This window comes from Amorphus coralli DSM 19760, assembly GCF_000374525.1.
Classification (GTDB): domain Bacteria; phylum Pseudomonadota; class Alphaproteobacteria; order Rhizobiales; family Amorphaceae; genus Amorphus; species Amorphus coralli.
Genome location: NZ_KB894570.1, coordinates 836181 through 848392, shown reverse-complemented (window position 1 = coordinate 848392; position 12212 = coordinate 836181). Strand labels below are relative to the sequence as shown.

Here is a 12212-nt window from a genome sequence, read left to right as displayed (position 1 = left end):
TTTTCGAACCGCAGGGGAGCGGCCGGGCAGGCCACCTCTCCCGAATCCGGTCACGGCCGGCAGGCAGATCCTGCGCGGTTGGCCTTCGACGACGTGTCGCACCGCTATCGCACCACGCCGGTCCTCGACCACGTGTCCTTCACCGTGAAGCCCGGCGAGATTGTCTGCCTTCTGGGGCCATCCGGCTGCGGAAAGACGACGCTTCTACGGATCGCCTCGGGTGTCGAGCAGCAGAGCGCCGGGCGTGTGTTTCTGGACGGGCGCGAGGTTGCCGGTCCGTCCGGGTTCGTGCCCGCCGAAGAGCGGGGCCTTGGCCTCGTCTTCCAGGACTATGCCCTGTTTCCCCATCTTACCGTGATGGACAATGTGCTGTTCGGCACCGACCGGCGCGGACGTTCGGCCGCCATCGGTCGCGCTCGCGATATGCTGGAGCGGATGGGTCTGGCGCGCTACGAACGGGTCTATCCGAATGTTTTGTCCGGCGGCGAACAGCAACGAGTGGCGCTCGTCCGCGCGCTCATGCCCCGTCCTCGCGTGCTTCTCATGGATGAACCCTTTTCTGGACTGGATCGTACGCTGCGCGACCAGGTGCGCACCGATGCACTGGCCCTCCTGCGCGACACCAGCGCGACGGCCATGATCGTGACGCACGATCCGGAAGAGGCCATGCTGATCGGAGACCGGATCGTGCTGCTGCGCGCCGGTCGGGTCATCCAGTTCGGTGCGCCGGAAGCCCTCTACCGCCGCCCTGCCGACCTTGACGCGGCGCGTTTCTTTTCGGAACTCAACGAGATGACCGCCGAGGTTGCAAACGGGGCGGCGGTCACTCCGCTTGGGCGGGTTCCGGTTCCGGGGCTGGCGGACGGCACGGAGGTGGTTGTTGCGGTTCGGCCGCAGGGCCTGCAGCTGTCGGGCCTGCATGGCGACGGAGCGGCGGCTCAGGTGGTCGGTCGGCGATTTCTGGGGGAAAGCGAACGCCTGGATCTGTCGGTGGACGGTCTCATCCGGCCCCTGGTCTGCCGGCTTCCGGCTGGAACGGCGCCAGAGGGAGACAGGCTCCGGGTTTCGGTCACGCCGGGTGCCGCGCTGCTGTTTCCACAGCCTGCGGCACAAGCACACGCCCCGGGTGCCCGTCGGACCGCCGCTGGGTAATCCCATCCAGCGAACAGTCGCGTGGCGCCATTGCGGGGGACGCCGCTTTTTGAAATAGTGCCGATCCAGCAAGCCGGCTTTCGGCGTAGTCGCCAGTAAACGGGATCGTTTCGCCCATGGGTGTCAGTGTTTGGCAACTTCTCATCGTCGCCGTCATCGTCGTGCTTCTGTTCGGGCGCGGAAAGATCTCCGATCTGATGGGCGACGTCGCGAAGGGCGTGAAGAGCTTCCGCAAGGGGCTCGCCGACGATGAGGACGACGACAAGGCGAACTCGTCTCACAAGACGATCGAGCACACGCCCTCGGAGACCGTGAACACCGAGAAGTCGGAGGATCGGTCGAAGGCCGGTTGATGTCCGCTCCGCTGTAACCGGCGTCGCGGCCCGACCCGAGGCGCATTTCCATGTTCGATATCGGCTGGACCGAACTTATCGTGGTCGCGGTGATCGCCATTCTCGTGGTCGGCCCGAAAGAGCTGCCGTCCATGCTGATGACGTTCGGCCGGACGGTTGGTCGCATGCGTCGCATGGCCAACGAGTTCCAGTCGCAATTCAACGACGTGCTCAAGGAAGCCGAGCGGCAGGCCAACGTCGACGATGTCCGCAAGGATCTCGAGGCCGTCACCTCCATCGACCCGACTAAAAAGCCCTCCAACAAGCCGGAGGTGCAGTCGGCACCGGTCAAGACGGGTGCCGCCAACGGATCCGGCGAGCCTCAGCCGGCCTCGGCTCCGGACGTTGCTCCAGCCACCGATCCGCTGCCCGAACAGGCCTCTCAGAAACCGACCGGAGAGGCCGAGGCGGCCGTCCCCGCGCCGGCGCCGTCCGGCGAACCCGCCGAAAGCGAACAGCGTTCATGAGCCAGGACGATATCGAGGCCTCCAAGGCTCCGCTGATCGACCACCTGATCGAGCTGCGAAGCCGGCTGATCAAGTCGCTGATTGCCATCGCGATCGCCTTCGTTGTCTGCTTCTACTTCGCCTCCGACATCTTCAACATTCTCGTGGTGCCCTATGAGCGCGCCGCCGGTGAGGCGAAGTCCATCGAGCTGATCTACACTGCCCCGCAGGAATTCTTCTTCACGCAGCTCAAGCTGGCGCTGTTCGGGGCGCTGTTCCTGGCGTTCCCGGTACTCGCCGTCCAGATCTACATGTTCGTGGCGCCCGGCCTCTACCGCAACGAGCGCGGCGCATTCCTGCCGTTCCTGGTGGCGACGCCGATCCTCTTCGCGATCGGCTCCATGCTCGTCTATTTCGTCGTCATGCCGCTGGCGATGAACTTCTTCCTCGGCATGGAGCAGACCGGGGAAGCGGGCAGGGCGACCATTCACCTGCTGCCGCGGGTGAGCGAGTATCTCGGCCTCATCATGATCCTGATCTTCGCGTTCGGGATCGTGTTCCAGCTGCCCGTGATCCTGACGCTGCTGGCGCGGGTCGAGCTCATCACCGCCGACGATCTGAAGAAGAAGCGGAAGTACGCGGTGGTCATCGCGTTCATCCTGGCGGCGGTGCTGACGCCTCCGGACCCGATCAGCCAGATCAGTCTTGCGGTGCCTGCGATGCTCCTCTACGAGATCTCCATCATCGCGGTCCGGTACGTGGAGCGGTCGAGAGCCGCCAGGGCGGCCGCGGCCGAAAAGGCCGACGACGCCGACGAAACGGACTGATCCCGCCGCGTTCGTCAGGCCGTTGCAGATCGTTTCCGGAGTTCTCCGATGCTCGATATCCGCTGGATTCGCGACCATCCGGTCGAGTTCGACCGCGCGCTCGCGAGCCGGGGCATGGACCCGCTTTCCGACAGGCTGATTGCCCTCGACGAAGCCCGGCGCGGCGCCATCCAGCGCCTCCAGGACGCCCAGCAGCGGCGCAACACGTCGTCCAAGGCCATCGGCAAGGCGAAGGGGTCCGGCGACGAGGCCGAAGCCCAGCGCCTGATGGCCGAGGTCGCCGACCTCAAGGCCCAGATCCAGCAGGGCGAGGAGGCGGAGCGCGCCGCCGACGCGGAGATCCAGGCGATCCTGGCCGCCACGCCGAACGTGCCCTTCGACGATGTGCCGGTCGGCGCCGACGAGGCTGCCAACGTGGAGGTTCGCCGGGACGGGACGCCGCTGGCGCCGGACTTCGAGCCGAAAGAGCACTACGAGCTCGGCGAGGCGCTGGGCATGATGGATTTCGAGACCGCAGCGAAGCTTGCCGGTTCTCGGTTCGTCATCCTGAAGGGCCAGCTCGCCCGCCTGGAGCGCGCTCTCGGCCAGTTCATGCTCGACATGCACGTGAGCGAGCATGGCTACACCGAGGTGCAGCCGCCGTTGCTGGTGCGCGACCCGGCGTTGTTCGGCACCGCGCAGCTGCCGAAGTTCGCCGAGGATCAGTTCGCCACCACCGACGGGCGCTGGCTGATCCCGACGGCCGAGGTACCGCTGACCAACCTTGTGCGCGAAAGCCTCGTGGACGAGGCCGAGCTGCCGTTCAGGGTTACCGCACTGACGCCGTGCTTCCGCTCCGAGGCCGGCTCGGCCGGCCGCGACACGAGGGGGATGCTGCGCCAGCACCAGTTCAACAAGGTCGAGCTCGTTTCCGTGACCACGCCGGAGCAGGCGTTGGAGGAACACGAGCGCATGACCAGCTGTGCGGAAACCGTGCTGCGCCGGCTTGGCCTGCACTACCGGCTGATCACGCTGTGCACCGGCGACATGGGCTTCTCTGCCCGCAAGACCTACGACATCGAGGTCTGGCTTCCGGGGCAGGGCGCCTATCGCGAGATTTCCAGCTGCTCGGTCTGCGGCGATTTCCAGGCCCGGCGCATGGATGCGCGCTATCGGCCGGCCGAGGGTGGCTCCACGCGCTTCGTGCACACGCTGAACGGCTCCGGCGTCGCGGTGGGCCGGGCGCTCATCGCGATCATGGAAACCTACCAGCAGGCGGACGGCTCGATCGCCGTTCCCGACGCCCTGCGGCCCTACATGGGCGGCATCGACACCATTCAAACCGCCTGAGGTCAGCATGCGGATCCTGGTCACCAACGACGACGGCATCCATTCGCCCGGCCTTTGGGCGCTCGAGGAGATCGCCAAGGCGCTCAGCGACGACGTCTGGGTCGTTGCTCCGGAGACGGACCAGTCGGGTGCCTCGCATTCGCTGACCGTCAACGATCCGCTGCGGCTGCGGCAGGTGGGAGAGCGGCACTATGCGGTGCGTGGCACACCCACCGACTGCGTGATCATGGGCATGCGCCAGATCCTCGACAGCGATCCGGACCTGATTCTCTCCGGCATCAACCGGGGTCACAACCTGGCTGACGACGTGACCTATTCCGGGACGGTGGCCGGCGCCATGGAGGGCACCATCCTCGGCGTGCGCTCCATCGCCTTCTCGCAGTCCTACAGCCACGCCCAGGGCACCGAGCCGCCCTACGAGACCTCCATCGCTCATGGTCCCGGCCTGGTCCGTCGCATTCTCGAGATGGACCTGCCTGCCGACGTGCTGATCAACATCAACGTGCCAGACGTGGCGCCGGACGCCGTCGCCGGCGTGAAGGTGACCACCCAGGGCCGGCGCGACCAGGCGCTCCTGAACGTGGAAGAGCGCCACGACGGCCGCGGCAATCCCTATTACTGGATCGGCTTTCAGCGGCGGAAGTTCGCCTATGTCGAGGGCACCGACCTCGAGGCCGTGCGCGACGGCTTCATCTCCGTTACCCCCTTGCGTCTGGACCTGACCGCTCTCAGAGTTCTCGACGACATGAAGAGCGCGCTCAACTCGCAGTAGACCGGCTGCGCGGGCGCGGGTAAACGGCGTCCGATGACCGACAGCGAAGACCATCTCGACGGCGAACCTACCGAGGCCGACCGGATCGCGCTGGCGGAGCTGATCCTCAAGCTCCGCGCCAACGGCGTGCGCGACCGGCGCGTGCTGGGTGCCATTGAGGGCATTCCCCGCCGCCTGTTCCTGTCCTCGCGCCACCAGGCGCTGGCCTACGCTGACCGGGCCATGCCCATCGACTGCGGCCAGACCATCTCCCAGCCGACCATCGTTGCGATGATGACGGAGGCCCTCGACGTCCAGCCCCATCACCGGGTGCTGGAGGTGGGGACGGGGTCGGGCTACCAGGCCGCGGTTCTCGCCCGGCTGGCCCGGGAGGTCTACACGGTGGAGCGCTACCGCTCGCTCAAGCGCTACGCCGAGGACCGCTTCAATGCGCTCAAGCTTGAGAATGTCGAAACCCGCATCGGCGACGGTTTCGAGGGGTGGCCGGAGCAGGCTCCGTTCGACCGGATTGTGGTCACGGCCGCAGCGGAAGAGATTCCGGAAAGCCTCGTCGCCCAGCTGGCGGAGGGAGGCGTCATGGTGATCCCCGTCGGTGCGTCGGGAACGGTGCAGGATCTGGTCAAGCTGACGCGGGCGAACGGCCAGGTGGAGCGGTCTTCGCTCTGCGCGGTGCGCTTCGTCCCCATGGTCCACGGCGTCGCGGAGCGGCTCTAAGCAATCGCAGGAAAAGTGCACTTGCGGTTTTCCGTCCGCGATTGCGTTGGAAGGTCGCGCGCAATCGCAGGAAAAGGGGCGAATGCAGTTTTCCGTCCGCGATTGCGTTGGAAGGAGTTCCCCCCAAATGTCCCGCGCGCTGGTCGGCCTGGTCCACGGATCGCGGGACCTCGCGCATGCCACTCCCGCGGACTCGGCCGGATTTTTCCGACCCGCTTAAACCTTCGTCAACGTTACCCGTGTTTTCTAAAGGTCAGATCACACTTTTGACGCAGGGTGGCCATCCATGTTCTCGAACGTGACGCAAGGCAGGGGTAACGGGGCGGTCGGTCGGGCTGTTGCCGTGACACTCGTCGCAGCCTTCGCCGCCGGCTGCAGCGCCGACGTTTCGCGGTTCGCCGGAGCGCCGATCTACGCGGGCTCCACGCCGAATCAGAAGGCGCTTCTGGACGGATCGGGAGACGACCAGATCGTCACCGGGTCGCTGCCCGGCACGGCGCAGTCCTCCCTGGGCCAGCCCACCTATGCCTCGCCCAACGCCATCAGCGGTGCCGCGGCGAGCTACAATGGCTGGTCCACGGCGGGCGGCACGCCGATCGTGGTCCAGTACGGCGACACCCTCCAGTCCCTGAGCACGCGCTATGGCGTCCCGGCCGATGCGCTTGCGGCCACCAACCGGATCTCGCCCGGGACCCAGCTTCAGCCGGGTACCCGCCTCGTCGTTCCGAAGTACACCGTCGGCAGCGCGCCCGTGCAGCAGGCCGCCACCGCTCCGGCGCAGCAGCCCGCAGCGCAGGCCTCGTCGTCCGGCACCTACACGGTGAAGCCCGGCGATACGGCCTGGTCGATCGCCCGTGCCACCGGTGTCACCCCGACCGAACTTCTGGCGGCGAACAACATCTCCCCCGATGGAGGTATCCGCATTGGCCAGACCCTGAAGATCCCCGGCAACGGTTCCGCTCCGCAGCCGGCATCGACCCAAACCGCCACGGCAGCGCCGCAGACGACGCTGAACGAGCAGAAGGCCGCTCTCGACAACAACCAGCCGAACCCGGCCCCGGCCGAGCCGGCGCAGGAGGTGCAGGTCGCTTCGCTGCCGTCCGAGGCCGCGAAGGCCGGGGCCGCCGTCACCCAGACGGACGCGACCGAGGAGCCGGCCGCCAAGCAGGCGCCGCCGCCCACGTCGGACGGCGCGGACGGCTTCCGCTGGCCGGCTCGCGGCCGCATCATCGCCGGCTTCGGCAAGCAGTCCGACGGCGCCAACAACGACGGCATCAACCTGGCCGTCCCGGCCGGCACGCCCGTCAAGGCGGCCGAGAAGGGCACCGTGATCTATGCCGGCAACGAACTGCAGGGCTATGGCAACCTCGTTCTCATCCAGCACAAGGACGGCTGGGTGTCGGCCTATGCCCATAACGAAGCGCTTCTGGTGAAACGCGGCGAGACGGTTCAGCGCGGTCAGGTGATCGCCAAGGCCGGCGCAACCGGTTCTGTCTCCCAGCCGCAACTCCACTTCGAGTTGCGCAAGGGCTCGCAGCCGGTCGATCCGCTGCCTCATCTCTCCGGGGCCTGAACGCCAGCAAATCCGGGACGAACCGGCAGCCTGCGTCTTGGGCATTCGAGGCCATATTACGGCGAAATTTTGGGCTGATCGGGGCCGGGGGTTGACGGCCGGACGTTCCCCATGCGTGATTACGCGAAAGCGAACCAACACGCGTGGGAACAGTGGCGACATCAGCAAATGAAGTCACGGCCGATCAGGCCGGGGCCACGGTCCGTTTCGAGAGTGTCCAGAAGAGCTACGACGGGGAAACACTCGTCGTTAAAGACTTAAATCTTGATATTTCTCGGGGCGAATTCATAACGATGCTCGGCCCTTCGGGGTCCGGCAAGACAACTACCCTGATGATGCTCGCAGGCTTTGAGCCGGCGACGCACGGGGAGATCTACCTCGACGACGCCCCCATCAACGATGTGCCGCCGCACAAGCGGGGCATCGGCATGGTCTTCCAGAACTACGCCCTGTTCCCGCACATGACCGTCGCGGAGAACCTCGCCTACCCGCTGAAGGTGAGGGGCATGGGCAAGAGCGAGATCCAGACCCGCGTCGACCGTGCGCTCGGCATGGTGGAGCTCCCGCAGTTCGGCAGCCGCCGTCCTGCCCAGCTCTCCGGCGGTCAGCAACAGCGTGTCGCCGTCGCCCGTGCCCTGGTGTTCGAACCGAACCTCATCCTGATGGACGAGCCGCTGGGGGCTCTCGACAAGCAGCTGCGCGAGCAGATGCAGTTCGAGATCAAGCACATTCACGAAAATCTCGGCGTGACGGTGGTCTATGTGACCCACGATCAGACCGAAGCGCTGACGATGTCGGACCGCGTGGCGGTCTTCAACGACGGCAAGATCCAGCAGCTGTCGACGCCGGAAGACCTCTACGAACGTCCGATGAATTCGTTCGTTGCCCAGTTCATCGGCGAGAACAACAAGCTGTCCGGAACAGTCAAGGACGTGAGCGGCAAGGAATGCGTGGTCGAGCTCGACCATGGCGGCACCGTGACCGCAAACCCGGTGAACATCGAAGGTCCGGGCAGCCGCACGACGCTGTCGCTGCGTCCCGAGCGGATCGAGATCCTGCCGCCGGACAACTACGCGAACATTCTCGAGGCGAAGATCCTCGAGCTGATCTTCCTCGGAGACCACATCCGGGCCCGCCTCAGCGTGGCCGGCAATGACGAGTTCATCGTCAAGGTCCCGAACAAGCACGACGAGCACGAGCTGAGGGAAGGTGAAACGACGAAGGTCGGCTGGCACGCGTCGGACTGCCGCGCGCTCGACCCGATCGCCATTTCCTGACCCGCCCGTGTGCGATCGAATGCCCGGGTCGGCTCTGCGCCTCGGGTACGCTGAAACCGCGATCCAGAGAAAAAAAGGAGAGCAGAAGTGAGGACCACAGCTAAGAGCGTTTCGCTCGCGATGGCGGCCTCCGTTGTCGCCCTTGCGGCGGCCCAGGCCCAGGACAAGTCGTTGACTATCGTCTCCTGGGGCGGCGCCTACACGGAATCGCAGGACAAGGCTTACCATCAGCCTTTCGCCGAGCAGACCGGTACGAAGATCCTGCAGGAGGACAAGTCCGCCCAGGCTCTGGCCGGCATTCGTTCGCAGGTCGAGGCCGGCAACGTCACCTGGGATGTCGTCGACATGCTCCAGGCCGACGCCAAGCGGGCCTGCGACGAAGGCCTGATCATGGAGATCCCGGCCGACGAGTGGCTGGCTCCCGGCCCGAACGGCGAACCCGCCTCGGAAGACTTCATCGAAGGCACTCTGGGCGACTGCTTCGTTCCGCAGATCCTTTACGCGACCATGTTCGCCTACGACACGGAAGCGTTCCCGGACGGTGGCCCGCAGACCATCGCGGACATCTGGGACACCGAGAAGTTCCCGGGCACCCGTGCCCTGCAGAACATCCCGCAGAAGAACCTGGAGTGGGCGCTGATCGCGGACGGCGTGTCGCCGGACGAGGTCTATGACGTGCTCGCCACCCAGGAAGGCCAGGACCGCGCGTTCGAGAAGCTCGGCGAGATCCGCGACAACGTGATCTGGTGGTCGGAAGGTGCCCAGCCGCCGCAGATGCTGGCTGACGGCGAGGCGACCATCGCCACCGCCTACAACGGCCGCATCTTCAACGCGCAGGTCAACGAGGACCAGCCGTTCGAGATCATGTGGGACGGTCAGATGTTCGAAGTCGACGGCTGGGTCGTTCCGGTCGATACCGGCAACGAAGAGCTGATCAAGGAATATCTGAAGTTCGCCACCGATACGCAGCGCCTCGCCGACCAGGCGAAGTATATTTCCTACGCCCCGGCGCGGAAGTCGTCGGTGCCGCTGATCGGCAAGCACGCCGAGCTGGGCATCGACATGATGCCGCACATGCCGACGGCGGATGGCAACTTCGACAACGCCGTCCAGTTCAACACCGACTTCTGGGCCGACTACGGTGACTCGCTCGAAGAGCGCTTCAACGCCTGGCTCGCCCAGTAAGCCGGACTGACGAACCCGGCCCGGGCGCGGCATCATCGCCGTGCCCGGGTCGCACTCCCGGCTGAGCGTTGTGGCGTCGAAGACGACAAGCGCCGCGTGTCCGCCGGTCCCCGAATTCCGCGAAGGAGCGCCCGGTGAGCGATAGCAGTGCGGCAGGCCACGGTCAGAGCTCGTCCCCGACGGGGAGCGATGAGACCCCCGGTTCGCTGACCACCGCCGACGGTACCCCGCTCAAGGTCTCGCTTCGTCGCGCCGAGTCCCGCGCCCGGCGCAAGGCATTCTTCCTCGTCCTTCCGCTGCTGGCCTTTCTTCTGATCACCTTTGCCATTCCGATCGGCCAGATGATCTCGCGCTCCGTGCGTAACCCGGAAGTGGCGGACTATCTTCCGAAGACGGCTGCCGCCATCCAGGCATGGGATGGTCAGGAAGTGCCGCCGGAAGCCGTCTTCGCGGCCATGGCCGACGACATGAAGGTGGGGCTCGAGAACCGCACCCTCGGTCGCGCCGCCGCGCGCATCAACCGTGAAATTCCCGGCGCCCGCTCAACCGTTCTTGGCACGGCGCGTGATCTCGACGAGATGAGCCCTCCTTACAAGGAGGCTTTCATCGCTGAGGACGAGGATTGGGAAAACCTCGAATTCTGGAGCCTGATCAAGCGCGAAACGCGCACGATCACCCCGGTCTATTATCTGCTCGCCTTCGACTACGAATATTCGCCACAGGGCGAGATCGTCGAACGGCCGGAATCCTACCAGGTCTACCGGATGCTGTTCCTCAGAACGGCCTGGATGAGCCTTCTCATAACGTCCCTCTGCATTCTTCTGGGCTACCCGATTGCCCACCTTCTGGCGACGTTGCCACTGAAGTCGTCGAACCTGCTGATGATCCTTGTGCTGTTGCCGTTCTGGACATCGCTGCTGGTGCGAACGTCGGCGTGGATCGTGCTTCTGCAACAGCAGGGCGTGCTGAACGACACGCTGGTGTGGCTCGGGGTCATCGACGACAACAACCGAATACGCATGATCTACAACCAGATCGGCACGATCATCGCGATGACGCACATCCTGCTGCCGTTCATGATCCTGCCGCTGTACTCGGTGATGAAGACGATCCCTCCATCCTATATGCGGGCAGCCCGCTCGCTCGGCGCAACCCAGCTCAGGGCCTTCGTTACGGTCTACATGCCGTTGACGATCCCCGGGCTTGCCGCCGGCGTGCTGCTCGTCTTCATCCTGGCGATCGGCTACTACATCACGCCGGCCCTGGTGGGTGGCGACACGGGTATCTTCATCTCCAACCTGATCGCGCAGAACATGACAGGGTCCACGGCGCAGCTGCGGCTCGCGGCGGCCTTGGCCACCATCCTGCTGCTGGCGGTGCTGGTGCTTTACTGGGCCTTCAACAAGCTCGTCGGCGTCGACCGGCTGAAGTTCGGATAGGGGAGAGGACCCGTCATGTCGCTTCCTGCCTATGCCGGCACCGGCGAGCGGATCTGGTACTACAGCTACCGGATCATCTGCGCCCTGATCTTCCTGTTCCTGATCTTCCCGATCCTGGTGATCGTGCCGCTCTCCTTCAACGCGGAGCCGTACTTCACCTTCACCGAGAAGATGCTGTCCTTCGACCCTGCCGGCTATTCGCTGCGCTGGTACGAGGACCTGCTGGGCAGCGAGGAATGGCTGTTCTCGATCCGGAACTCGTTCATCATCTCGATCTCGTCGACCATCGTGTCCACGTCGCTGGGCACGCTGGCGGCGCTCGGCCTGTCGCGTCGGCACATGCCGTTCCGCGCGGCGATCACGGCGCTCCTGATCTCGCCGATGATCGTGCCGCTCATCATCACGGCGGCTGCGCTGTTCTCCTTCTATGCGCGGGTTAACCTGGCCAACACCTTCTTCGCCATCATCATGGCGCACGTGGTGCTGGGCACGCCGTTCGTGGTGATCACCGTGACCGCGGCCATGTCGAGCTTCGACGAACAGCTGTTGCGGGCCTCCGCCAGCCTGGGCGCCAACCAGGTGACGACCTTCTTCAAGATCATCCTGCCGCTGCTTCTGCCGGGCGTGATCGCGGGCGGTCTGTTCGCCTTCATCACCTCCCTCGACGAGGTGGTCGTTGTGATCTTCCTGGCCGGCCCCGAACAGACACCCATGACGGTGCGCATGTTCTCCGGGTTGAGAGAGGAGATCAGTCCGACGATCCTGGCACTCGCCTCGATCCTCGTGGCCATGTCGATCCTGCTGCTGACGGCCATGGAACTGCTGCGCCGGCGCGGGGAGAAGCTGCGCGGCATCAAGGGCTGACCGGCCCTGGCGGTGCGCAGTTCTGCGCACCGCGGACCTTGCGCAGTCGTGCGCGATATTGCGCAGAGCTGCGGAAACAGCGCGGGACGTTGCCCGCGCAGCGCCGGCCCCAAATCCCGTCCTGTCCTGCATGACAGCCGCGCGTCCGGCGGCGGTGGACAGCCACCGGAAGGCCGTCTTCAATCCCGGCAACGAGAAGATGTCCCCGGACCGGGCAACTGATCCGATCCGCGGGGACGGGT

General features: G+C 65.5%; 12 protein-coding genes. All 12 read left to right on the top strand.

Annotated elements, in window-relative coordinates; genetic code table 11:
* Positions 1-78 precede the first annotated feature (78 nt).
* The 12 genes from C507_RS0103865 (at position 79) to C507_RS0103810 (ending at position 11970) form a co-directional block, all read left to right on the top strand.
* Positions 79-1152: an ABC transporter ATP-binding protein gene (locus C507_RS0103865; protein WP_018698344.1), complete on the top strand. Its 1074-nt coding sequence runs from the start codon at positions 79-81 to the stop codon at positions 1150-1152.
* Between the two features lie 116 nt (positions 1153-1268).
* Positions 1269-1505, top strand: coding sequence for a twin-arginine translocase TatA/TatE family subunit (locus tag C507_RS0103860; RefSeq protein ID WP_018698343.1), 237 nt, complete (start codon positions 1269-1271; stop codon positions 1503-1505).
* Positions 1506-1555: 50 nt separating this feature from the next.
* A complete protein-coding gene (gene tatB, locus C507_RS0103855) occupies positions 1556-2011 on the top strand; it encodes a Sec-independent protein translocase protein TatB (RefSeq protein ID WP_018698342.1) in 456 nt (151 codons plus the stop codon).
* The gene (gene tatC / locus C507_RS0103850; protein ID WP_018698341.1) at positions 2008-2817 is read left to right on the top strand and encodes a twin-arginine translocase subunit TatC; all 810 of its coding nucleotides are present in this window, start codon (positions 2008-2010) and stop codon (positions 2815-2817) included. Before tatB ends, tatC begins: the two co-directional genes overlap by 4 nt.
* A gap of 48 nt (positions 2818-2865) precedes the next feature.
* Positions 2866-4146, top strand: coding sequence for a serine--tRNA ligase (gene serS, locus C507_RS0103845; protein ID WP_018698340.1), 1281 nt, complete (start codon positions 2866-2868; stop codon positions 4144-4146).
* Positions 4147-4153: 7 nt separating this feature from the next.
* Entirely contained in the window at positions 4154-4918 is a 765-nt protein-coding gene (surE, locus tag C507_RS0103840) for a 5'/3'-nucleotidase SurE (protein WP_018698339.1), read from the top strand.
* A gap of 33 nt (positions 4919-4951) precedes the next feature.
* Positions 4952-5632: a protein-L-isoaspartate(D-aspartate) O-methyltransferase gene (locus C507_RS0103835; RefSeq protein ID WP_018698338.1), complete on the top strand. Its 681-nt coding sequence runs from the start codon at positions 4952-4954 to the stop codon at positions 5630-5632.
* Positions 5633-5975: 343 nt separating this feature from the next.
* The gene (locus tag C507_RS20290; protein WP_051089676.1) at positions 5976-7205 is read left to right on the top strand and encodes a peptidoglycan DD-metalloendopeptidase family protein; all 1230 of its coding nucleotides are present in this window, start codon (positions 5976-5978) and stop codon (positions 7203-7205) included.
* A 152-nt stretch (positions 7206-7357) separates the two neighbouring features.
* Entirely contained in the window at positions 7358-8482 is a 1125-nt protein-coding gene (locus tag C507_RS0103825; RefSeq protein ID WP_051089675.1) for an ABC transporter ATP-binding protein, read from the top strand.
* A gap of 87 nt (positions 8483-8569) precedes the next feature.
* The gene (locus tag C507_RS0103820; RefSeq protein ID WP_026318824.1) at positions 8570-9667 is read left to right on the top strand and encodes an ABC transporter substrate-binding protein; all 1098 of its coding nucleotides are present in this window, start codon (positions 8570-8572) and stop codon (positions 9665-9667) included.
* 134 nt (positions 9668-9801) lie between these two features.
* Positions 9802-11106, top strand: coding sequence for an ABC transporter permease subunit (locus C507_RS0103815; RefSeq protein WP_018698334.1), 1305 nt, complete (start codon positions 9802-9804; stop codon positions 11104-11106).
* A gap of 15 nt (positions 11107-11121) precedes the next feature.
* Positions 11122-11970 (top strand): ABC transporter permease, encoded by an 849-nt coding sequence (locus C507_RS0103810; protein ID WP_018698333.1) that lies wholly within the window; start codon positions 11122-11124, stop codon positions 11968-11970.
* Positions 11971-12212: the final 242 nt, after the last annotated feature.